Origin of the sequence: Janthinobacterium silvisoli, assembly GCF_014200725.1 — a bacterium.
Lineage (GTDB): Bacteria > Pseudomonadota > Gammaproteobacteria > Burkholderiales > Burkholderiaceae_D > Janthinobacterium.
This window is the reverse complement of record NZ_JACHCL010000011.1, coordinates 41,201-63,788: the sequence shown is the minus strand read 5'-3', so window position 1 is coordinate 63,788 and position 22,588 is coordinate 41,201. Positions and strand designations below refer to the sequence as shown.

Annotated in this window: 20 protein-coding genes; 10 read left to right on the top strand and 10 right to left on the bottom strand. The window is 59.5% G+C overall.

The features are described from left to right. Positions 1 to 136: 136 nt before the first annotated feature. Entirely contained in the window at positions 137 to 1,777 is a 1,641-nt protein-coding gene (locus HDE75_RS26035; protein WP_183682865.1) for a methyl-accepting chemotaxis protein, read from the top strand. A 3-nt stretch (positions 1,778 to 1,780) separates the two neighbouring features. Here HDE75_RS26035 and HDE75_RS26030 read toward each other — a convergent pair whose 3' ends face one another. After that, the gene (locus tag HDE75_RS26030; protein WP_183682862.1) at positions 1,781 to 2,206 is read right to left on the bottom strand and encodes a hypothetical protein; all 426 of its coding nucleotides are present in this window, start codon (positions 2,204 to 2,206) and stop codon (positions 1,781 to 1,783) included. A 199-nt stretch (positions 2,207 to 2,405) separates the two neighbouring features. On the opposite strand from HDE75_RS26030, the gene HDE75_RS26025 reads away from it, so the two are divergent. Then, the gene (locus tag HDE75_RS26025; protein WP_183682859.1) at positions 2,406 to 3,104 is read left to right on the top strand and encodes a glutathione S-transferase N-terminal domain-containing protein; all 699 of its coding nucleotides are present in this window, start codon (positions 2,406 to 2,408) and stop codon (positions 3,102 to 3,104) included. A 7-nt stretch (positions 3,105 to 3,111) separates the two neighbouring features. On the opposite strand, the gene HDE75_RS26020 is transcribed toward HDE75_RS26025, so the two are convergent. Continuing rightward, positions 3,112 to 6,333, bottom strand: coding sequence for a DEAD/DEAH box helicase (locus HDE75_RS26020; RefSeq protein ID WP_311735166.1), 3,222 nt, complete (start codon positions 6,331 to 6,333; stop codon positions 3,112 to 3,114). On the opposite strand from HDE75_RS26020, the gene HDE75_RS26895 reads away from it, so the two are divergent. After that, positions 6,319 to 6,603 (top strand): hypothetical protein, encoded by a 285-nt coding sequence (locus HDE75_RS26895; RefSeq protein WP_260174449.1) that lies wholly within the window; start codon positions 6,319 to 6,321, stop codon positions 6,601 to 6,603. The genes HDE75_RS26020 and HDE75_RS26895 overlap by 15 nt on opposite strands. 18 nt (positions 6,604 to 6,621) lie before the next feature. On the opposite strand, the gene HDE75_RS26015 is transcribed toward HDE75_RS26895, so the two are convergent. Continuing rightward, entirely contained in the window at positions 6,622 to 8,301 is a 1,680-nt protein-coding gene (locus HDE75_RS26015; RefSeq protein WP_183682853.1) for a methyl-accepting chemotaxis protein, read from the bottom strand. Between the two features lie 212 nt (positions 8,302 to 8,513). After that, positions 8,514 to 9,404, bottom strand: a complete 891-nt coding sequence (locus HDE75_RS26010) for a LysR family transcriptional regulator (RefSeq protein WP_183682850.1) — start codon at positions 9,402 to 9,404, stop codon at positions 8,514 to 8,516. 111 nt (positions 9,405 to 9,515) lie between these two features. Between HDE75_RS26010 and HDE75_RS26005 the strand changes: the two genes are divergently transcribed. Further along, the gene (locus tag HDE75_RS26005) at positions 9,516 to 10,697 is read left to right on the top strand and encodes a serine hydrolase domain-containing protein (RefSeq protein ID WP_183682847.1); all 1,182 of its coding nucleotides are present in this window, start codon (positions 9,516 to 9,518) and stop codon (positions 10,695 to 10,697) included. After that, positions 10,694 to 11,878, top strand: a complete 1,185-nt coding sequence (locus HDE75_RS26000; protein WP_183682844.1) for an MFS transporter — start codon at positions 10,694 to 10,696, stop codon at positions 11,876 to 11,878. The genes HDE75_RS26005 and HDE75_RS26000 overlap by 4 nt, the downstream gene beginning before the upstream one ends. Positions 11,879 to 12,023: 145 nt before the next feature. Here the strand turns inward: HDE75_RS26000 and HDE75_RS25995 are convergent, their stop codons facing one another. Continuing rightward, positions 12,024 to 12,623, bottom strand: coding sequence for a MarC family protein (locus HDE75_RS25995; RefSeq protein ID WP_183682841.1), 600 nt, complete (start codon positions 12,621 to 12,623; stop codon positions 12,024 to 12,026). Between the two features lie 92 nt (positions 12,624 to 12,715). Then, complete coding sequence (locus HDE75_RS25990; RefSeq protein WP_311735165.1) at positions 12,716 to 13,522, bottom strand: AraC family transcriptional regulator; 807 nt, start codon at positions 13,520 to 13,522, stop codon at positions 12,716 to 12,718. 96 nt (positions 13,523 to 13,618) lie between these two features. Here HDE75_RS25990 and HDE75_RS25985 point away from each other — a divergent pair, with 96 nt between their 5' ends. Continuing rightward, the gene (locus HDE75_RS25985; RefSeq protein WP_183682838.1) at positions 13,619 to 14,545 is read left to right on the top strand and encodes a DMT family transporter; all 927 of its coding nucleotides are present in this window, start codon (positions 13,619 to 13,621) and stop codon (positions 14,543 to 14,545) included. Positions 14,546 to 14,888: 343 nt separating this feature from the next. Further along, positions 14,889 to 16,586 carry a methyl-accepting chemotaxis protein gene (locus tag HDE75_RS25980; RefSeq protein WP_183682835.1) on the top strand — a complete coding sequence of 566 codons (1,698 nt, stop codon included), beginning with the start codon at positions 14,889 to 14,891 and terminating at the stop codon, positions 16,584 to 16,586. A 9-nt stretch (positions 16,587 to 16,595) separates the two neighbouring features. Here HDE75_RS25980 and HDE75_RS25975 read toward each other — a convergent pair whose 3' ends face one another. After that, complete coding sequence (locus tag HDE75_RS25975) at positions 16,596 to 17,744, bottom strand: AI-2E family transporter (protein WP_183682832.1); 1,149 nt, start codon at positions 17,742 to 17,744, stop codon at positions 16,596 to 16,598. A gap of 327 nt (positions 17,745 to 18,071) precedes the next feature. Beyond that, positions 18,072 to 19,037, bottom strand: coding sequence for a helix-turn-helix domain-containing protein (locus HDE75_RS25970; RefSeq protein WP_183682829.1), 966 nt, complete (start codon positions 19,035 to 19,037; stop codon positions 18,072 to 18,074). 172 nt (positions 19,038 to 19,209) lie between these two features. Between HDE75_RS25970 and HDE75_RS25965 the strand changes: the two genes are divergently transcribed. Together HDE75_RS25965 and HDE75_RS25960 are read left to right on the top strand one after the other, a co-directional pair. After that, the gene (locus HDE75_RS25965; protein ID WP_183682826.1) at positions 19,210 to 19,539 is read left to right on the top strand and encodes a type II toxin-antitoxin system PrlF family antitoxin; all 330 of its coding nucleotides are present in this window, start codon (positions 19,210 to 19,212) and stop codon (positions 19,537 to 19,539) included. Further along, positions 19,539 to 20,048 carry a type II toxin-antitoxin system YhaV family toxin gene (locus tag HDE75_RS25960; RefSeq protein WP_183682823.1) on the top strand — a complete coding sequence of 170 codons (510 nt, stop codon included), beginning with the start codon at positions 19,539 to 19,541 and terminating at the stop codon, positions 20,046 to 20,048. Before HDE75_RS25965 ends, HDE75_RS25960 begins: the two co-directional genes overlap by 1 nt. Here the strand turns inward: HDE75_RS25960 and HDE75_RS25955 are convergent. Both HDE75_RS25955 and HDE75_RS25950 read right to left on the bottom strand, forming a co-directional pair. After that, positions 20,040 to 20,618, bottom strand: coding sequence for a DUF1993 domain-containing protein (locus HDE75_RS25955; protein ID WP_183682820.1), 579 nt, complete (start codon positions 20,616 to 20,618; stop codon positions 20,040 to 20,042). The genes HDE75_RS25960 and HDE75_RS25955 overlap by 9 nt on opposite strands. Positions 20,619 to 20,699: 81 nt before the next feature. Next, on the bottom strand, positions 20,700 to 21,449 hold the full coding sequence (locus HDE75_RS25950) for an SDR family NAD(P)-dependent oxidoreductase (protein WP_183682817.1): 750 nt from the start codon (positions 21,447 to 21,449) through the stop codon (positions 20,700 to 20,702). Positions 21,450 to 21,642: 193 nt separating this feature from the next. Between HDE75_RS25950 and HDE75_RS25945 the strand changes: the two genes are divergently transcribed. Further along, on the top strand, positions 21,643 to 22,584 hold the full coding sequence (locus tag HDE75_RS25945; protein WP_183682814.1) for a LysR family transcriptional regulator: 942 nt from the start codon (positions 21,643 to 21,645) through the stop codon (positions 22,582 to 22,584). Positions 22,585 to 22,588 lie beyond the last annotated feature (4 nt).

Here is a 22,588-nt window from a genome sequence, read left to right as displayed (position 1 = left end):
GTTTCGTTACTTCAAGCGTATGCTGGTGTTGTCTGAATGATGCCGCTAGAGCATCTGCGCCGCCCGCATTCCGGCCGTCCGGGCGGAAGCGGGGCATGTCCTTATCGCTGCCACACCACACAAGTTGGAGACACGCATGAAGAAACTGACCTTCCAGCAAAAGTTATGGATACCCCTGATTTGCAGCCTCTTGTGCATTACGATCATCTTTGTGTACAACGCGCTGGAAATCCGCAAGATACGCATCGAAGAACGTAGCGCCGACCTGGCCAATGCAGCCGACCTGGGCCTGGGCGCCGTCAAGATGTTCGGTGACCTGGCAGCCAGCGGCGCCTTGAGCACGCCCGAGGCGCAAAAGCAGGCGCTTGCCGTGATCAACAGCATGCGTTTTGGCGCGACTGGCTATCTGTCCATCATCGGTTTTGACTCGTCGGTCGTGATGAATCCGGGCGCGCCGCAAACCAATGGCAAGAACATGTTCGATTTCAAGGATGCCAACGGCACTTATCTGTACCGCGACATTGCCGCTGTGGGCAAGAGCGATGCGGGCAAGGGCTTTGTCTACTATCACTTCCCCCGTCCCGGCCAGCAAAAGGCCGAACCCAAGATGAGTCGCGTGGTGGCTTACAAGCCATGGAACTGGACCGTCGTGGTCGGTGTCTATATCGACGATATCGATGCCGCCTTCCGCCAGTCCCTGTGGACGGCGCTGGGTCTGCTGGTGCTGGTCTGCGCCGTGCTGTCGGCCATCGTGGTGGTCATCAACCGCAGTTTGCGCCATGCGCTGGGCGGCGACCCTGAATATGCGGCGCAAGTGGCCGAACGCATCGCCAATAACGACTTGAGTGCTGTCGTGCGCACCAATCCCAAAGACCGCCAAAGCGTGCTGTTCGCCATGAAGACCATGCAGGCCAACCTGGTCGACGCCATCAGCGAGATCCGCCACAGCGCCGACACCATCGCCACGGCGTCCAGTGAAATTGCCAGCGGCAATATGGACTTGTCGGCACGCACGGAAATGCAAGCCAGCTCCCTGGAAGAAACGGCCGCGTCGATGGAAGAACTGACCTCGACCGTGACGCAAAACACGGGCAACGCCGTGCAAGCGAATGAACTGGCCAAGTCGGCTTCGGCCGTAGCGCGCCAGGGCGGCGCCGTGGTGGCGCAGGTGATCGGCACCATGGAAACCATCAATGCATCGTCGCGCAAGATTGTCGACATCATCGGCGTGATCGATGGCATCGCCTTCCAGACCAATATCCTGGCCTTGAACGCGGCAGTGGAAGCAGCGCGTGCCGGCGAACAAGGGCGCGGCTTTGCCGTGGTGGCCTCGGAAGTGCGCAACCTGGCGCAACGTTCGGCCGCCGCGGCCAAGGAAATCAAGGGCTTGATCGGCGCCTCGGTCGACAGCATCGCGGCCGGCAGCAGCCTGGTGGCGCAGGCGGGCACGACGATGGATGAGGTGGTGGCCAGCGTCTCGCGCGTGACCGACATCATGGCCGACATCACGGCTGCCTCGCACGAACAAAGCACGGGCATCGGCCATGTCAATCAGGCGATTACGGAAATGGATAGCGTGACGCAGCAAAATGCGGCGCTGGTGGAACAGGCGGCAGCGGCGGCGGGCAGCATGCAGGACCAGGCCGCCGTACTGGCGCAGCTGGTGTCGCGCTTTACCTTGTCGGCTCAGGAAAACGGCGCCGTGCGGGTGAGGGCTGCCGCGCCATCGGCCTTGCGCGCATCGTCCAGGAAGCCGCTGCGCAGCCTGGCTGCATAATCTTTATTGGGGCGGCGCTGCCGGCTGTGGCGCCGCTTCAAACACCAGCTTGTCATCGACGACCTCGAATTTGCCGACTGGCTGGCCCAGATCTGCTTTCGGGTCGTTTTCCATTTCGGTCAGGCTATTGCAGGTATTCGTCTCCGCCTGCCACAGTTGCTTGCCCATCCGGATATTCCATACGTCATCGCCCGCCGCAAACACTTCCACCGTGATATCGGCGGGCGCCTCGGTGGAAAGGATATGCAGGCGCTGGCATTGCGGCAAGTGCGTCGCCATCAGTTGCACTTCCACCGTGTCTTGCCAAAAGTAATTTTGCTGGCGGCGCACGGTCAGCGCGTGGTCCTGGCCATCGATCGTATAAATGGCGAAATCCTTGACACAGCCTGACAGCAGGATAGGCAACATGAGAATCAGAATTTTGCGCATGGTCGGCTTTCTTCGTTGGTTCTCGGCATGGTTGCTGAGAGTGGGTACTTGCATCGATGGGAAATCGAGCAAGCGCCGTCTTGTTTTCCGCTTACGTGGCATTATAACTATGCACACCGCCATGCGCACCAGTTGCGGCGTGACAATACACATGGGCGCGCCGCCAGCCAGCTATCCTCTATTTGACTGAAAGACCACGATGATCGACCTGTACTATTGGACTACGCCCAACGGGCACAAAGTGACGATGTTCCTGGAAGAAGCGGGCATCCCCTACAACATCATTCCCGTGCATATCGGCAAGGGCGAGCAGTTCAAGCCCGAATTCCTGGCTATCGCACCGAACAACCGTATTCCCGCCATCGTCGACCAGGCGCCTGCCGATGGCGGCGCTCCGCTGTCGCTGTTTGAATCGGGGGCGATTTTGCAATACCTGGCCGAGAAAAGCGGCCAATTCCTGCCAGCCGACGTGCGCTTGCGCGCCGAAGTGTCGCAATGGCTGTTCTGGCAAATGGGCGGCCTGGGCCCCATGGCTGGCCAGAACCACCATTTTGTGCAATATGCACCGGAGCAGATCGAGTATGCGATTACCCGTTACGTCAATGAAACCAACCGCCTGTATGGCGTGCTGAACAAGCGCCTGGCCGACCGCGCCTTCGTTGCCGGCGACGACTATTCCATCGCCGACATGGCCATCTACCCATGGATCGTGCCGCATGAGCGCCAGCGCCAAAACCTGGCCGACTTCCCGTACCTGGCGCGCTGGTTTGCCGCCATCGCCGCCCGCCCGGCCACCATCCGCGCCTACGCTCGCGCCGCTGAAATCAACCAGCAGCCGACCGTCAGCGCCGATGCCAAAAACGTGCTGTTCGGGCAGACGGCAAAGTCGGTCAGTTGATCCTGTTCTAGCCCATTTCCACCAGGAATTCGTGCATATCGGTATGCGCCAGCTGCGCGCATGCCGGGGCGAAGTGGGGCAGTTGTCCCCACAGCAGCGGGTTGCCGAGGATGTAGATATGGTGTTTGGCGCGCGTCAGCGCCACGTTCAGCAAGTTCGGCGTAGACGCCGCCCACTGGGCGGCGCCAGCCGTGCTGTTGTCGGCGCCCAGCACCAGCATCACCACACTTTGTTCCTTGCCCTGGAAGGTGTGCACGGTGCCCACCATCTTGCCGCACCACAAGCCCAATTCGCGGGCCGTAGGCGCCTTGCCATAGCCCAGGCGGCGATCCCAGTCCAGGTCCATGATGCGCGAACGCAATTCATTGCGCACGGCTTTGAAGGGCGTGATCAAGTACATCTCGGGCAGCTTGCCATCGCGGCGATATAGCTTGAGCAATACTTCCAGCACGAAATCGAGTTGCAGCGGCACTACCTGCTTGTAGCTGACGGGGCCGGCTACGTCGATCCAGCGGCTGGGGCCACGGCTCAGGCCGCGCGCGTGCGCTGGCGGCGTGGTGTCAGGCAAGCCGTACACCATCTTGCCTTCATAGGCGATGGTATTGGCCAGCGAGAACATCGGTTCCACGCAACGGCGGTGCACGCGCAGCGGGCTGCCTATCCACAGCGGTTGTCCGCTGGCCACGCCCACTTGCGCGCCATAGCGGTTGGCCCGGTCGGCCAGGGTCTGCACGGAAACAGATGTGGGCGCATAGCTACCGTTCTGCGTATGCGGCGACAGGGTGGACAAGGCTTGCACTAGACGGCCCGGCACCGTGAACACGGGTTCGATTTGCAGCGGATCACCGACCACTACCGCGCGCTTGGTACGCCACAGGCTGCCGATAGCCGCTTGCGGCACGGCCTGGCCCGCTTCATCGATGAACAGCCAGCCCAGCGATTCCGGACCCATGCCCTGGAACTGGCGTGCAAACGAGGCAAACGTGGTCGAGACGACAGGCACCACCATGAACAGGCTGTGCCAGACCATGGCGATATGCGACTGGTCGTAGGCGCGCTTGTTTTTCAACAGCTTGGACACCGCTAGTAAGTTGCCGCCAAAGCCGGGGCCGCCTTTTTTTGCTACTTCGGCCAGCCATGCTTCGTGCAGGGCCAGCGCCTTGGCGAACAAACGCGAGCGCAAACGGGCCAGCGCCGGTTCATGCCACAGGCCGCCAATCTGCAAGGCATCGCCATCGAGTTCTTCCAGCGCCGCCGGCGCGATCAGGGTGTGGAAACGCAGGCGCGCGCGGCGCAGCATTTCCGTGCTGTCATCCCATTCGCGCTGGCGCGATTGCGCCGTGCGCAGGGCAACATGCAAGCTGAGGCGCGCGCGTTCGCAGCGCGGTTCCAACTCGCCCTTGAGCAGCAGCTTGATGTTGGACACGTCCTTGGCCGCCTGGCGCTGCGCTTCGGCATTTTCCACCACGGCGTTCTGATAAGTACGCGCCGTTGCCGTGCGGAACAAGCGGGCAAAGAAGCCCGGTTCCGTCAAGCTCACCAAGCGCTCTTCTTCCTGCAATTCCTTCTTCTTGACCAGCAAGATATCCTGCTGCGCCAGCGCTGTCTCCAGCGCGCCATTGGCGCCGTCCATTTCCGCTTCCGCGGCGATCAGCGCCTGCTGGCTGCTGGCCAGGAATTCTTCCTGGCTGCACGTACCCACCGCTTGCCACAGGGCTGCATACTGGGCTTGCTCAGCCAGTGCCTTTTCCACCACGTGTTCCGTTTCGCGGAATTCACGCGATGCCTGGGCGAAACTGATGCCCTGGTGACTGGATAACCATTGGCGGATATTTTGCGCTTGCGGCGTCTTGCGCTGCGTGCTGGTGTCCCAGTCGTCATCGTAGAAATTGCTGATGAAGCGGCGGCGGTTGTTGTTATTGCCGAGCGCACAGGAAATCAGCCCCCATGGCGCTTCATCTTCGCTCAACTGGCGATTGGCGCCATTGCCGTCGGCCACCACGCGGCGGGCCACGCTTTCAAAATAGCGCGTGCGCGCCCATTCCTTGCCCAGCTGCGTGGGTTTCAGCAAGTCGGCCGAGATGTTTTCCACGGCGGCATTGTTTGACGAGGCCACCACCATTTCAAAGCCTGTCAGTTCCGGGCGCAAACGGGCAATCGTGATCGGGTCGCGCACGCCCTCGAAGGCGACCGCCACCTTGCCGATAAAGGCGTCGGCGGCGCGGTCCAGGTTGGACAGCACGGCTGCGCGGCGCACGATGTTGTCGGCGAACAATTCGCGCAGCAAGGTGGTCTTGCCCGTGCCTGGCGGGCCATTGACGGAGAAAATACCCCGTTCAGCCAGGCCCGTGCGGGCGCCATGGATGGCGAACTGCTGCATCAGGCTCATGGCGTAGCTGGAGTCTTCCAGCCAGTGGCCACGGTTCATATTGGCCGGATTGAGCATGGCCGCCAGCGCCTGGCGTCCGGCCGGGCTGTACAGGTCGATACGCTCTTCCTGGGCCAGCGGCGTCAGGTAGGCGGCCAGGGTGGCGGGCAACTTTCCGCCACGCAAGGCGCGGATAATCTGCTCCAGGTCATCGAGGTAAAAGCTGTTGAGGATATCGATGGTGGGTTCGACCGTGTCGCCAAAGTCCAAGGTGCGGTTGCCGCTGCCTTCAAGACCCGCTTCCATATCCTTGACGGGGCGCTTCTTGCGCGTGCGGATTTCCAGCACGGCCAGCGGCTGGCCCGGCGATGGCCGGAAACCGGCCCAGTCAGCCAGCAAGTCGGCCAGTGCGCCGATTTCCAACCCCGACAAGGGCGCCGAGACATTGCCAGCATCATCGGTCACTTGCGCCTGCTTGCTGCGCGCGGCGGCGAAATTGCGCAGGCTGTCTTGCAAGGCGAGCTGGCTATCGCTGAAGGCGTCCAGGCTCAAGCCGGACCAGTTCGGCGTGCGTGCGCGGCCCAATGCCCATGGCAAGGTGGAGACCGAAACAGGATCGAACTGCGGTTCGCCCAGCGAATTCAAACTGATGCGGGCAAAGCAGGAACGGCCAGCCAGTTCCGTTTTTTCAATTTCGGAAATGTTTTCCGCACCGGCAGGCAAGACCTTGCCGATCTCTGCCTTGTCGAACACGTTCAGGAATAGCTGGAAGCCGTCGACCTCGCGGTCGGCGCCGACTTGCAATTGGGTATAAAACTGCGGCGGCAATTGCGCCAGGTGTTCACGATGAAGGAGACGCACGGTGGACGGGTCTTCAACTTCCGTGATTTGATTCAGGTCAAACGGTATAAAGAATTCAATCTTGTGCCAATACTCCAGGATAGCCAGGAGGCGCTGCTGTTCTGCCTGATTCATGATGACCAATATTTTGTAAAGCGAGCGAGGATTGTAAAGCGTATGCGCCTCATCTGTTTTGCAGTTTCGCCTATCGCGCGGCCTTTGCTGCAAAAAAAGTGCAACGGTGCAATGAAAAAAAGCCAGGTGGCAACTTCCCACCTGGCTTTCTTGTAAGAATGCATTTGCAGTCTGTTAAAACTCTTCCCATTCGCTGTTGTTCGTGCGGGCTGGCGCGGCGGAAACGGCCTTGCGTACGGGCGCTGGTGTTGCCTTGATTGCTGGCGCTGCACTGTTGCGTACGGCTTTCAGTTTTGCTGCCGTCACGGTATTGCTGGTTTTAAAGAAACCCACCACGTGGGCCAGTTCGCCAGCCTGTTCCTGCATGCTGTGCGAGGCGGCCGCCGCTTCTTCCACCAGGGCGGCGTTTTGCTGCGTGACTTCGTCCATCTGGGCAATCGCCATATTGATTTGCTCGATGCCGACGGTTTGCTCGTGCGTGGCCGAAGTGATCTCGCCCATGATGTCGGTCACGCGCACGATGCTGTCGACGATGTCGCCCATGGTCTGGCCCGCTTCATTGACGAGGCGCGAACCGGTGTCCACGTTGCTGACCGAGGCGGCGATCAATTCCTTGATTTCCTTGGCGGCCGAGGCCGAGCGGTGGGCCAGGTTGCGCACTTCGGTGGCGACGACGGCAAAGCCGCGTCCCTGTTCCCCTGCGCGCGCCGCTTCCACGGCCGCATTCAGGGCCAGAATATTGGTCTGGAAGGCGATGCCGTCGATCACGCCGATGATGTCGACGATCTTGCGCGACGAGGCATTGATGCTGCCCATGGTATCGACCACTTGCGAGACGATATGGCCGCCGCGCACGGCCACTTCGGACGCGCTTTTGGCCAGCTGGTTGGCCTGGCGTGCATTGTCCGCATTCTGTTTCACGGTCGAGGTCAGCTCTTCCATCGAGGACGCGGTCTCTTCCAGCGAACTGGCTTGCTCTTCCGTGCGCGACGACAGGTCGTAATTGCCGGCTGCAATTTCGCTCGATGCGGTGGCGATGGCATCCGTGCCCTGGCGTACTTGCGCCACCACGCCCAGCAAGCTGTCGTTCATGGTTTTCAGCGCTTGCAGCAAGCGGCCTGTTTCATCGCTGGAGTTGACGACGATCTGCGATGACAAATCGCCGGACGCTACCGTTTCGGCCACGGCCACGGCGGCGTTGATCGGCTGCGTGATCGAGCGCGTAATGACCCAGGCAACAAAGGCGCCGGCCAGCACGGCAACGCTGCCCAGGGTAATCATGGCGGTGCGCGCGCTGTTGCTCAGTGTTTCGGCCTCGGCCGCCGCCTCTGCCACTTGCTCGCCTTCATAGGCGACCAGCTTGTCGAGTGTGTCGAGCACCCTTTTCAGGGCCGGCGCGGCTTGCTGGGTCAGGACGCCGGCCGCTTCTTCCGTCTGGCCTGCCTTGCGCAGTTCGATCACCTTATTGTTCAACGGTGCGCCCGCTTTCAGGGCGGCATCGAGTTCGCTCATCAGTGCGGCTTCCTGGCCGGTCACTACTTGCTTGAGTAATTGTTCCTTGGCCGCGCCATAGTGCTGGCGCGCCTCGCCTATCTTTGTTTGTTCCGTTTGCACCAGCGCATCCGTGGGCGCCACCACCAGGCTGGTGATGGCCAGGGTGATGTTGCGCACGTTGTCGCTCATGGTATTGGCCAGCGCCGTTTTGACGTTCTTGTCTTCAACGATGTCATGCGTGCGGCCGCTCAATTTCGCCATGGAATACAGGCCGACCAGCAATACGGCGACCAGCAAGCCCAGGACGACTGCAAATCCAATTCCCAGGCGGGTGCCGATTTTATAATGTGTAAGTGACATGATTGCTTTCGTGTTTCTGGAATAAAGAGGAATACCTGCTTGTGACGCCAGGGCGCTACGGGTTTATACGTAGCGAGGCCAGGCCATAATTGTTCCTGAAAATTCCGTGTGGCAATACTGTTAATTGCTGTCAATCTAATAAAAATTGGAAGATCGGCAGCAAATGAAATAGCTTGTCGTATGGAAACAACGAGAGAGGTGCTGAAGCGAACTCAGCCTTTTTGGAAAACGTGCTCCGCCAGGAAGTCGATCAAGGCGCGCAGCTTGGGTGACACATGGCGGCTGCCGGGCCACAGGATGCGGAAAGCGCCGGTGTGCTGCGTATGCTGCGCCAGCACGGGCAACAGGCGGCCGGCCTCGCGCGCGGCGCGCACGGCAAAGTCGGGCAGGGCGGCGATCCCCAGGCCGCTTTCGGCAAAGTGCAGCAAAGTCTCGACATTGTTGCAGCTGAGAACGGTGGGCAAGCCAGCCGCCAGCAAGCCGCTCCATGCCGGCAGCGGCCAGGCTTCGATCTTGCCGCTGCTGGGAAATTTATACAGCAAACAAGTGTGCCGGGCCAGGTCTGCCGGCGCGGCTGGCGCGCCATGCCGGGCCAGGTAGGCGGGCGAGGCCACGAGCTGCAGCTGGAACAGGCCCAGTTGCCGGCTCATCAAACGGCTGTCGGCGCTTTCGCCGGCCCGCACCACGGCGTCATAGCCTTCCTCGATCACGTCGACCCGGCGGTCCGTAAAATCGAGCTCCAGTTCCACTTGCGGATAAGCGTGGGCGAAGGCTGCCAGCACGGGATTGAGCAAGCTGCCCACCAGCGGCAGGCTCACTTTCAAACGCCCCTGCGGCGCATTCTTGCTGTTCGACAGTTCCAGCTCGGCCGCTTCGATTTCGCCGAGGATGCGCCGGCAACGTTCCAGGAACACACTGCCTTCGCTGGTCAGCGTGATGCTGCGCGTATTGCGGTGAAACAGGCGTACGCCGAGGCGCTCTTCCAGCCGCGCTATGCTCTTGCCGATGGCCGACGCCGAGATGCCCAGCACGCGCCCGGCCGCCACGAAACTGCGCGTTTCCGCCGCCTGCACGAAAGCCGTGAACCCTGCCAGATTATCCAATGTGTTCTTTCGATTGCGGATGTCAACGTCCGCTGTGAAAGAAACTATAGCCCATTTTTCTTTGATGACGATAGTTTTACGCTGTCAGCCTGTACTTTTACAAGGCTAGTCATGACCATCGATCTTTCTCCCGTCAATCTGTCATCCCGCATCGATACCCTGCTCGATACCGTCGTGCAGCAGCAGCGCCTGGTGGGCGCGGTAGTGCTGGTGCGCCACCAGGGCCGCGAAATTTACCGGCGTGCCGCCGGTTACCTGGACCGTGAAGCGCAACTTCCCATGCGCGGCGATGCGCTGTTCCGCCTGGCGTCTGTCAGCAAACCCATCGTCTCGACCGCCGCGCTGGCGCTGGTGGGCCAGGGCCGTTTGGGTCTCGATGACCTGGTGGCCCGCTGGCTGCCGTATTTCCAGCCGCGCCAGCCTGACGGCGCCGTGGCGCAGATCACCGTGCGCCATTTGCTCACGCATACGGCAGGCCTGGACTATGGCTTTTTCCAGCCGCCCGGTGGCCCGTATGCGCAGGCGGGCGTGTCGGACGGCATGGATGCGGCTGTCATGACGCTGGAAGATAATCTGCGCCGCCTGGCCAGCGTGCCGCTGGCTTATGCACCGGGTGAGCGCTGGGCGTATTCGATCGCCACCGATGTGCTGGGCGCCGTGATCGAGCACGCCAGCGGCTTGCCACTGGCGCAGGCGGTGCGCTCTCTGGTGACGGCGCCGCTGGCCATGCACGACACAGGTTTTATCGCCGTGGACCCGGCGCGCCTGGCGGTAGCCTATGCCGACCGTACGGCGCCCGATGCGCAGCCGCGCCGCTTATTGGATGTGGGCGACGATCATTTACCGTTCCTGGATGGCATGGCGGGCTTTCGCTTGTCGCCGGCGCGCGCCCTGAATGAACAAGCCCATGCTTCGGGTGGGGCCGGCATGGTAGGTTCAGCCGATGATTTCATGCGCTTGCTGGAAACGCTGCGCCTGGGTGGCGCGCCCTTGTTGCCGTCCAGCCTGGTCGAGCAATTGGGCGCCAGCCAGACGAGTCACTTTGAACTGCCATTCTGGCCCGGCCGTGGTTTCGGCCTGGGCTTTACCGTGCTGAACTATCCGCATTTGGCGGCCACGCCGGAGGCGGCCGGTACCTGGCGCATGGGCGGCACCTATGGCCATTCGTGGTTTGTCGATCCTGCCCGTGAGTTATCGGTGGTGGCGTTCACCAATACGGCGCTCGAAGGCATGGCGGGAGCGTTCGTAGGGGAACTGTGCCAGGCTGTGTATGGCGTGCAGGAAAAACCATGATGCGCCCGCAGCCGATTGTTTTTCTCGCGCTGGGCTTGTTTGGCCTGTATTGCATCGAGTTTGGCGTGGTCGGTATCTTGCCGATGATTATGCAGCGTTTCCAGGTGACGGCCGCGCAAGCCGGCTGGCTGGTCAGCCTGTTTGCACTGGTGATCGCGGTGGGTGGTCCTTTCCTGGTCTTGCTGGCCACGCGCTGGCGCCGCAAGCGCGTGCTGCTGGTCTCGCTGTGCGTGTTTGCGCTGACCAGCCTGATTTCAGCGTATGCGCCCCGTTTTGAATGGTTGCTGGCGCTGCGCATGGTGCCGGCGCTGTTTCACCCTGTGTATTTTTCGCTGGCGATGGTAGCGGCTGCGACCCTGTATCCGCCGCAGCAAGCGGCGCGGGCCAGTGCGCATGCCTTTGTCGGTACCAGCCTGGGCATGGTGCTGGGTATTCCGCTCACCACCTGGATTGCGGCCCAGTATGGTTATGAGGCATCGTTCCTCGCCTGCGCCCTGGTCAATGCGCTTGCCGCGCTGGGAGTGTGGCGTTATCTACCCGATGCGCCTCAGGAAAAACCCATGGCCTATGGCCACCAGCTGGCCATCCTGCGCAAGGGCGCGCTATGGCTCAATATCATCGCTGCCGTGCTGGTGTTTGCCGCCATGTTTTCCGTGTATGCGTATGCAGCCGCCTACCTGGAGCAGGTGACGGGCTTGAGTGCGCGCCAGACGGGCTTGATCCTGGTGGTATTTGGGGTGGGCGGCGTGGCTGGCAACTTGCTGGCGGGCCGTTTGCTGGGCATGCACGTATTGCGCACGGTGCTGTTGCAGCCGATCCTGCTGGGCCTGGCATATGGGCTGCTATACCGCTATGCGGGAGCGGACATGGGCTGGGCTGGTTTGGCCGTGCTGGCGCTGTTCTGGGGCGCGGCCCATACAAGCGGGCTGATCGTCACGCAAGTGTGGCTCAGCGGCGAAGCGCAGGAAGCGCCCGCGTTTGCCATCGGCGTGTATATCGCCGCCATCAACCTGGGCGTGACGGTGGGCGCGCTGGCCGGTGGTATGGCGATTGCCCGCTACGGCATGCAGGGGGCGATCGCCAGCGGCGTGCTGTTTGCCGTGCTGGCGCTGGTGGTGATCGTGTTCAAGGCCTGGCGCTACCGGGTGCCGTCCCTGCAGATGCTTGGGACGGCGGAATAGTCGATCGGTATCGCGTAGTCTTACAACGCCTAACAAAACCGTAGCGAGCGGAAGCTAGTTGCGGCTGAGAAGCGGAACTGTGCGCAGGCACAGTGAGCATCGCAGGCTGCAAATCGCGACGCGCAGTAGGTTTTGATAGGCGTTATCAGACGGATTTCAGGAAGACGCGTATGCCGGCCAGCAGCATTTCGATCGCCATCGCCGTCAGGATCAAGCCCATCAGGCGCTCGAAAGCGGTCATCACGCGCGGACCCAGCGCCCGTTGCAATCGTTCGGCGCACAGGAAGACGGCCAGCCAGACCATGGCCACTGCCGTCAGGCCCGCCACGTGGGCGACCACTTCGCTCATTTCATGCGAGGAAAACAGCAGTACGGTCGCCAGCGCGGAAGGGCCAGCCAGCGCGGGAATGGCCAGCGGCACGATGAACGGTTCGTCGCCGATGTCGTGGTCGTTATTGCCATTGCTCGGTTGCGGAAACACCATGCGCATGGCGATCAGGAACAGGATCACGCCGCCGCCGATGCGCAGCGCGACTTCCGACAATTGCATGGCTTTCAGGAAGTGGCGGCCAAAGAACATAAACAACAGCAAGATACCGAAGGCGATCATGCATTCGCGCACGACAACTTTCCAGCGGCGCTCGACAGGAACACGTTTCAAGGCATTGACGAAAAGGGAAACATTGCCGAACGGATCGGTAACGAGCAAGAGCAAAATAAAGGTCTGGAAGAAATTCTGTGTCATGTTGGTGCCGAAAGAAGGGGGAAACCGTCACCGGGATGGGTGCGGTTCATCAGGCTTGCGATGATATCAAGCGCTTCGGCAATCGCCCATGTTTATTGATGCATAGCAGCATTTTTTTTGGCTACGGAGGAGGTCGGCTGGTAAAACGCCGTCGGCGTGGTGCCGAAATGCTTTTTGAACATGGCAGCAAATGCGCTCTGGCTGGTGTAGCCATTGTCCAGCGCCACGTCGATCACCTTGCCGCCGCGCGCCAGTTGCTCGAGCGCCCGCAGCAATCTTGCCTGCTGGCGCCAGTGACCAAAGCGCATGCCCGTCTGTTTCTGGAATAAGCGGTGCAGGCTGCGCGCGGTAATGCCCAGTTGCCCGGCCCAGTCATCCACCGTCGCATGCTCGCCCGGCCTGGCCATCAGCTCGCTGCACACGCTGCGCAGGCGCGGGTCGGTCGGCACCGGCAAATACAGGGGCAGCACGGGCAGGCTGTCGAGTTCGTGCAACAGCAGTTGCAGCAAATGCCAGTCGCGGCCCCCTTCCGTGAAGCCGGGCACGATATCGATGGCCGCCAGGATCAGCTGGCGCAGCAGGGGGCTGACCTCCAGCACGCAGCTATGGCGCGGCAACAAGGGGGAGTGGGCGCAATCGACGAACACCGTGCGCATCTTGACCTCGCCACTCATGCGTATCTGGTGTTCCACGCCCGCCTGCAGCCACACGCCGCGCGTGGGTGGCACCACCCAGCGGCCGTCTTGCGTTGCGATGGTCATCACGCCATCGGTGGCATAGATCAGCTGTGCATGCGTATGCCGGTGCACGGAAATCACGTGGCCATGCGGATAATCGACAGCCAGCGCCATGGCACGCGTGTTCACGGGGATCAGGACTTGGTAATCAGCAATTTGCACGATATGTCACTTTTGCGATAGGTGTAGACATCTTAACGCGAGAAGGCGCGCCACGGTTGCGGCATGATGGTTTTCCATTATTCCTGGAGCCTGACAATGCCTGTCCGTGCATATATATATCCCTTCCTTGCCATGTTGCTGTGGGCCGGCAATGTGGTCGTGTCCAAGCTGGCCGCCGCCAGCATCGCCCCCACGGCCATCACCTTTTACCGGCTGGTGCTGGTGTTGCTGGTAATGACGCCCTTCATCATCCGCCCGCTGTGGTCCAACCGTGCCGCGATCTGCCGCCAGTGGTGGCAGCTGGCCGTCTGCGGCCTGATGTCGATGGCGCTGTTCCAGAGCTTGTCTTACCGGGCGGCCGATAGCACCACTGCCACCAATATGGCCATCGTCACGGCCCTGGCGCCCTTGATGACAGCCATCCTCAGCGTGCTGCTGCTGGGCGAGCGCCTGACGGTCGGCATGGCGGCCGGCGGCCTGCTGTCGTTTGGCGGTTTGCTGTACCTGGTCGGACGCGGCGATGTGCTGGCGCTGCTGCACGAAGGCGTGCATGCGGGTGATGGACTGATGCTGCTGGCCACCTTGATCTTTGCCCTGTACGGTGTCTTGCTGCGCCGCTGGCGTTTATCCGTGCCACCCTGGCAAATGATTTATTGCCAGGCGCTGGCAGCGCTGTTGTGCATGCTGCCGTTTTTCCTGCTGCTGCCGGCTGGCCATGCCGCGCTCGACGCCACCACCTTGCCGCTGATCGCCTACGCGGGCATAGGCTCGTCCATTGTTTTATCGTTTCTGTGGATACAGGGCGTGAAGTTGCTGGGCCCCAACCGTTGCAGCATCTACGTTAATCTGTTGCCCATACTGACGGCATTACTGGCCATCGTCTGGTTACATGAAAGCATGCGTGGCTATCATTTGATCGGTGGCGGCATCTCGCTGCTGGGCGTGCTGCTGGCGCAAACGGTGCAGCAACCCTTGTTTGCGCGGCGCGCAAACGTATCGGGTGTTCAGCAAAGCACGTTTTAATTTAAATAGCATAAATGGCGTTCCGCTACGACCCCGGAGCGCCATTCTGCTTAAAAAACATCAGTCTAGTGTGACAATGTGTGAAAATTGATGGTGAATATTGCTACTGATAATGTTTCCCTGTATCTTGAAATCAGGAAATAAAAACCGGGTCAACCTCTACCCCGTTACCCTGATTTTTCTCCTTATCGATCTGAGCGGGCCGCCTTTCCCCCTGCTGCCGCAGACGCTCCATCGACCGGTGTTTGCCCTGAACAAGTCATTCAAATCCTCGTCCATTTGACGTTTCTTTTTTGCTGGAGAAACGCGGGGATAGTTGCGCCCTTACCCTAGGAAAAATTGCATGTTCTCCAGAATTACAATAAAGATGCGCCTGATCGTCACCATGACTGTGCTGGGGCTGCTGATCGCTGTCCTGGGCGCCATGAGCATCATCGGCCTGAAGGCAGCCAATGGCAGCTTGAACGAGGTGTACACCAACCAGCTCGCTTCCACGCAGGCGATCGGCGAATCGCAGATTGCGCTGGGCCGCGCCCGCTTCACGATGGACCGGGTGCTGCTCCATCCCGACGCGCCCGATGCCAAGGATACGCTGGGGCGCGCGGAGCAGTTTGTTGAGACGTCCAACAAGGCCTGGAAAGTGTATCTGGCGCTGCCGCAAAACACGGATGAAAAACGTTTGTCCGATGACCTGGACAAGAAGCGCGGTGACTACATCAACAATGGCTTGCTGGCCATGGTCAAGGCCCTGCGTGAAGGAAAGAATGAGCAGGTGGACCGCATGATGATGGTCGATGTGCTGCCCCTGTCGCGCGCAGCCGAAGCGGCTGCCGTCACGCTGACCGATTTCCAGCTGACCTCGGCGCAACAACTGTATAACGATAGCCAGGCCCGTTACCGCAGTCAGGTGGCGATGGCCATCGGCGGCCTGGTGATCGGCGTGTTGTTGATCATCATCTCCAGCGTGCTCTTGCTGCGCGCCATCTTTGGCCCGCTGGATCAGGCCCTGCGCCACTTCGGCGCGATTGCCGAAGGCAACCTGGCCAATACCATCGTCATCGCGCGCCGCGATGAAATGGGACAATTACTGGATGGCTTGCAGAAGATGCAGGAGCGCTTGTCGAACACGGTGCGCGGCGTGCGCGATGGCAGCGGCGCGATCGCCACAGCCAGCAATGAAATTGCTTCGGGCAACCTTGATTTGTCGAGCCGCACGGAACAGCAAGCGTCCAGCCTGGAAGAAACCGCTTCCTCGCTGGAAGAGCTGACCTCGACTGTCAAGCAGAATTCGGACAATGCGCGCCAGGCCAATCAACTGGCTGTGTCCGCCTCCGACGTGGCCGTCAAGGGTGGTGCGCTGGTGGCGCAGGTAGTCACCACCATGGGCACCATCAGCGCCTCGTCGAAAAAGATTGCCGACATTATCGGCGTGATCGACGGCATCGCCTTCCAGACGAATATCCTGGCCTTGAACGCGGCCGTGGAAGCGGCGCGTGCGGGTGAACAGGGGCGCGGTTTTGCCGTGGTCGCTACCGAAGTGCGCAACCTGGCGCACCGCTCGGCCAGTGCGGCCAAGGATATCAAGCTGCTTATCGAAGCGTCGGTGCAGAACGTGGATGCAGGTAGCGAGCTGGTCAGCCAGACGGGCAGTACGATGGAAGAAATCGTCGCCAGTATCCGCCGCGTGACCGACATCATGGCCGAGATCAGCGCTGCCGGCCGCGAGCAGGAAATGGGCATCGGCCAGATCAACCAGGCCGTGGCGGAAATGGATACCGTGACGCAGCAGAATGCGGCGCTGGTGGAAGAAGCGGCGGCTGCCTCGGCCGCGATGCAGGATCAGGCGGCAGAGCTGGCCGCGATGGTCAGCATCTTCAAGGTTGACGCCGGACACCGCGGCGTGGAAGCTGCAGTGCGCAAGCCGCTAGCCACCACGCCAGCCCCGCGTGCGCCGCTGCCCAGCCCCGCCAAAAAACTGGCGGTCAAGCAGCGTGCCGCCAAAGCGGTAGCCGACAGCAGCGGCGAGTGGGAAGAGTTTTAATGCATTAAGTTAAAGATCCAGCGCGGCGCCACCAGGCTTGTCTTGCAGCGCCGCCGCTTTTTCAGCTTCTTTGGCGCGCCTTTCCGCCGCCGCCAGCTCTGCTTTCTCCATCGCATCATGGCGTAGCTGCAAGGCGGCCCGGGCGCGAACGAAGACGATCTTGATCGCCGCCATTACCGGTACCGAAAGGAAGATGCCGACTACGCCACCGAGCTGGTCGCCGGCCAGCAAGCCCACGATCACCATCAGCGGACTCACTTCCACGCCTTCGCTCATCAGATACGGATTAAGCACATAATCCTGGAACAGGCGGTAGGCGGCGATAAAGCCGATCAGCCAGAACACGTGGTCGAAACCGCTGAAGCCAGCCACGACGACGGCCAGGATCGCTGCCGCCAGCGGACCGGCAAACGGGATGAATTCCAGCAAGGCAGCGGCGCCGGCCAGCAGCAGGCTGTATGGTACGCCCATCAGTGAAAAGACCACGCTGTAGCAAATAAAGGTGGCGATCGACAGCAGCAGCAAGGCGCGCACATAGCGCGACAGCAAGATGTCGAGGTCTTCAATGATGGCGCCCCATAGTTTCTTGTTGGGGCGGTTCAGCAAGGACAGCAAGCCGTCGCGCATGTCCGGGCCTTCCTTGATCAGCAAAAAGCTCAGCACGGGCACCAGCACCAGATAGATCAGGTTGCTGGCCGCATGCATCACCGTCAAGCCCAGTTCCTTGGCCAGGGGCATGGCTTGGCCGGTGCCGCTGCTCAATTGTTCCTGAATGAAAGATAGCAGGCGGGCGCGCAAAGGTTCCATGAATTCCGGCAAAGGGATGCGCTCGGCAAAGTTACTACCTTTGAGCAAGGTCGGCAGCTGCGCGCTGAGTTTGGTCGCTTCCTCTTCGATACGGGTGCCGAAGATGGAACCCAGTATCGCCACCAGCAAGATGACGACGAGAAATACGATGCCGATGGCCGCCGTGCGCGGCAGCCGTTTCGGTCCATACCGTTCCAGCAGCTCGATCAGTGGATACACGAGATAGCTGAAGAAAATGGCAAACACCACCACGATCAGAGTCGATGCAACACGGTAAGTCAGGTACAGCAGCAGGGCGACCAGGAAAGTCGTCCATATCATCTTGGCGACACGCAAGTTAAAACCGAACATAAAAGTTCCTTAGGCAGAATGGCTACGCAAGCGTGGCGGAGCTGGAAGAGAGGGGCGGACAGGGCAGGTGCCGGGCACAGCCGCTTGATCGGAAATCATACCGCAGAATAGCAAAATGCCATGTTCTTGTGCGGCGTGGAAATTATTTACCTGGATACCTGTGCCGGTTCGCGGCTGCGGGGCGTGCCAAACATGCGCGGCGCTTGTGGCAGGAGTAACTGACTTTGGTATTGCTGTGGTGTTAGTGACGTGACGGTGTTTGCCGCTATTACTCGTTTATCTTAAGTAAAGATTGCCACTATTCGACGCCAATCAATTAAGCGAACATCATTGTGAATCCATATCATTTTCTATGCTTGTTAAAAAACCATCTCTCAATTTGTGTGCAGGAACAGAAATAAAGTCGATTGCTGTCGGATTGATGAAGATGGATCGGTGATAGCCTTCAGCTGGTAAGCAGATCATGTGTTTCTCATCATCGGCCGCACGTTCCAACATACTGAACATATCAGAAATTGTCTGGTTGCTATCAATGTATTCTTGGCGCTTTTTTCCCGATGATAGTTGCCAAGTCACCGTAGTTGCGCGCGCATAAAATGCTGCTGTACGCTTGTCCGCTTCTTCTCTAACTTCTGCACGGGAGTCCTCCGTTACATGCCCTTTAGCGACTAGATCGTTGAGGTCTTCCTCACTAAGCGATATCTTTTCAAATACCTCCTTGGTTCGCTGCAACCCGTAGTCTTCTTCTACAAATGTCGGATCTTCAAAGAATTCGACGATATGCCAAAAATCGTCATCAGGATAAATACCCAAATGATGTTCGTAGCTGCCATGTTCAGGTCCGTAGTCGTCATAGGCGTCGCTTGATAAAAAGATATCTGTAACGGCTGCCCGCCTGACATAGATCACTTGATTGTCCAGGCTTTCAACGGAAAATCCACTTCCTGTTTCTTCTAGCTGCGAGTACAGGCGATCACGTTCCTTCTCAGAGATTGGAAGTAACAGGGATGGATTTCCCGAATTAAAATGAATAACAATTTCGCCGAAGTAACTGCGAGCCCCATCTCCATTCTGTTGAATACCCAAATAGTCAAACGGCAGAGGCGTACCTTCAATTTCTGCGATAGTTGTTCCAAGGACTTTCGCTAACTTACGGATACTGTTTTTTGGAATTTTTGTGGCGCCTGTTTCCCAGCGCTGATAGCTCGGTTGGGCAATCCCCATGGCGATGGCGACTTCAGCCTGCGTTAGTCCTGCCAGAAGTCGGTGCTTCTTGAGATGCGGGAGCGTCATAGAATCCTCTGTTTGATATTATGCGTATATTTTATGTGTTAAGTATATATTTAATTTCATCTTTAGGGGTGTTCATTAAATAATTTAAATGGAAGCGACTGAGTTGTGTCAATTGACTTGGTAATGCATTTGCATTACCATTGACACTGTCCCTATCCTTGAGATGATTACCATGAATGCTGCGCTGGAAGCCGAGTCGACGCTCACGGATCGTTACCAGACGACCGTTCCGGAACCCGTGCGCCGTGCGCTCAAGCTGGGCAAACGCGACAAGTTGCAATACACGATACGTCCGGATGGTACGGTGGTGATTGCCCGTGCCGTGCCGCCCGATGAGGCTGATCCTGTGCTGGATCAGTTTTTGAGCTTTCTGGCGGTTGACATTGCCCGGCATCCTGAGCGGATAAGCGCCGTCGATACGGCCTTGCTTGCCCGTATTGATGCGCTGGTCGGTCAGGTGGACGTCGATCTGGATGCCTCCTTGCTTGAGGACGACGAGTAATGCCGCTGAGGACCAAGCCGCTGGTCGTCAATGGCTGGACTATTTTTGCCCATCCCTTGTTTCTTGACGCGCTGGAAGCCTTGATACGGAAAGTGGAAAGCTTGCGTCTGAAAGATCCGCTGGGCTATGCAAACAAGAATGCAAGCAAACGTCTTGCCGCCATCGCCAGGCTGGCTTTTGATGTGATTCCGCAAGATCCGACACGTTCCGAATACCGCCAGGGCCATACCCTGGGTGGCCATCATACGCACTGGTTCCGCGCCAAGTTCTTTCAGCAATATCGGCTATTTTTTCGCTACCACCTGGAAAGCAAAATCATCGTGTACGCCTGGGTCAACGATCTTGATACCAAGCGCGCTTATGAAAGCGACGATGATGCTTACCGGGTGTTCCGCAAGATGCTGGCAAGTGGATATCCGCCGGACGACTGGCTTGCCTTGCTGAACGAGGCGCAAGCAGGGCAGGGGCGGTTGGATCAGCTCGGCGAGAAAAAAAGCCCGCTATTTTAAAGTGGCCGTGCCGGCGGGGTGCCAGCCAAAGAAGCTGGTTACTGGCGGATTGACGTAGCTCAGGCTGTCGGAGCCGATGTAGTCGCGCTTGTTGAGCTGGCAGCCGTTGTGGCGCAGGATGTCGTGCGCGGTCGTAATGTGGAAGAAAAAGTTCGGCAGCAAAAAACTCAGCAGATAGACATCGCCGCGCATGACGCCGTTGATGCTGCGAAAGCGCAGCTCGTTGCTACGGCTCTCGCTGCCTTCCAGTTGTTCCGGCGTGATCGTTTCAAGGAAAGCGACGGTCTTGGCCACGCGTTCCTGTAACTCTTCGAGCGTGGTTTCGGTATCGGCGAAGTTGGGGCCGGTGATCCCTGCCAGGCGAGCCGCACCACCCTTGGCGTTGTCGCTGGCGCGTTGCACCTGGCCAGCCAGTGGCAGCATGTCCGGCGCCAGGCGCGCCTGTAGCAGCACCGAGACGGGAATATTCTTTTCGATCGCATAGGCTGCTGCCTTGTCGAGATAGTGGGACATGATGGCCAGGCCGCGGATCAATACCGGGATGGACGCATCGTACATGGAGAGGGACATGATGGTTCCTGTTGTGTTGGTTGTACGGGGTGTAGACAAACCAGCACTTGCACCCTGTCAGATGCAAGTGCCCGATCATGCTTAAACCTGCGCCATGCCGCCGTCCACTGGCAAATCGATACCGGCGATATAGCTGCTTTCATCGGACGCCAGGAACAGGGCAGCAGCAGCGATTTCGTCTGCCTGACCCATGCGGCCCAGAGGCACCTGGGTAGCGAAGAAGGCACGTACCTGGTCGGCGCCTTCCTTGCTCTCAGCCTGGCTGTCGATCATCGGTGTGTCGACCGGTCCTGGGCTCACGGTGTTGACGCGGATGCCGCGTTCTTTCAGTTCCATGGTCCAGGTACGGACGAAGGAACGCACTGCCGCCTTGGTGGCGCTGTAGGTGGCGTAGCCAGGGAAACCCTTGGACGAGACGATGGACGAGACCACGATGATGGCGCCGCCATTGCTGATCAGTGGCAAGGCTTTTTGCACGGTGTAGAACACGCCTTTGGCATTGATGTTGAAGGTCTTGTCGAAGTGCGTTTCGTTCGCGTCAGCGGTCGACTTTGGTTCCACGATGCCGGAGTTGGCCACCACGATGTCGAGCTGGCCTTTTTCGGCCTGGATGGTGGCGTACAGGCGGTCCAGGTCGGGCAGGCTGGTGACGTCGCCTTGCACGGCGGTGACGTTGTTGCCGATCAGTGCGACTGCCTTGTCCAGCTCGGATTGGCGGCGGCCGGTGATGTAGACGTACGCGCCTTCCTTGACGAAACGTTGCGCCGTTGCCAGGCCGATGCCGCTGCTGCCGCCCGTGATGACGGCGACTTTACCTTGAAGATTGCTCATGTCGATACTCCATTAATGGTCAGGTGAAGGGCTTGCTTGCGAGGGCCAGGTTTGCCTTGCATCCAAGCTACCCATGAAGCAAGTATCGGGGCGGGGCTAGCCGCCGATAAGACCATCCAGCCGTATAATGCCTATGCCTAAAAGGCATGAATAAGCTTGGTAGTGACGGTAGCTATAGCTAAAGGAGCATCAATTGGATCGTCTTTTACTCATGCAATGCTTCGTGCGCGCGGTGGAAACCGGCAGCTTTTCGGCCGTGGCGCGCGAGCTGGGCACGGGGCAACCTAACGTGAGCCGTAACATTGCGGCGCTGGAACAGCATCTCGGTACGCGGCTGCTGCACCGTTCGACGCGCAAGCTGACGATGACGGCGGAAGGCGAGCGCTACTACGCGGAAGTGCGGCAAGTGCTCGATGCGATTGCCGAGGCTGAATCCAATGCCCGGGGAGAAGACAAACCCGGCGGCGTGCTGAAAGTGAGTTGCCCCACTTCACTTGGCCGCACCCAGTTGCTGCCATGGGTGGTGACATTTCTGGAACAGCATCCCGGGATGGAAATCGACGTGCAGATCAGTGACCGCTTTATCGACATGGTGGAAGACGGGATCGACCTGGCCATCCGCATCGGTACCTTGAAAGATAGCAACCTGCGTGCCCGGCGCATAGGCGCGTCCGAGCGTGTATGTGTCGCCAGTACCGGCTACCTGCAAAAGAATCCGGCGCCGAAGCTGCCGACAGACCTGGCGCAGCATAACTGCATCGCCTATACCTTGTTTTCCGCTGGCAGCTCCTGGCTCTTCAGCGATGGCGAGGTGGCCATCAAGGGTAGCCTGAAGTCCAACACGCTCGATGGCGTGTATCAGGCCGTGATCGATGGCCTGGGTATTGGTTATGGTCCCCTGTGGATGTTCGAAGACGCCGTGCGCCGTGGTGAGGTGAAGCTGCTGCTGACCGATTTTAGCCCGCAGCCGGTGCCGATCCAGATTGTCTATTCAGCGGCCAGGCTGATGCCGCGCAGGGCCAGCGTCTTCATGGATTTCTTTTCAGAAGCTTTCAAAAGCCAGCCATCGCTGAACGAAGGAGCTTTGCAGAAACTGCTGGCTAGCCAGGGGCCAGGCGACAGTTTTACCGCTTGATTTG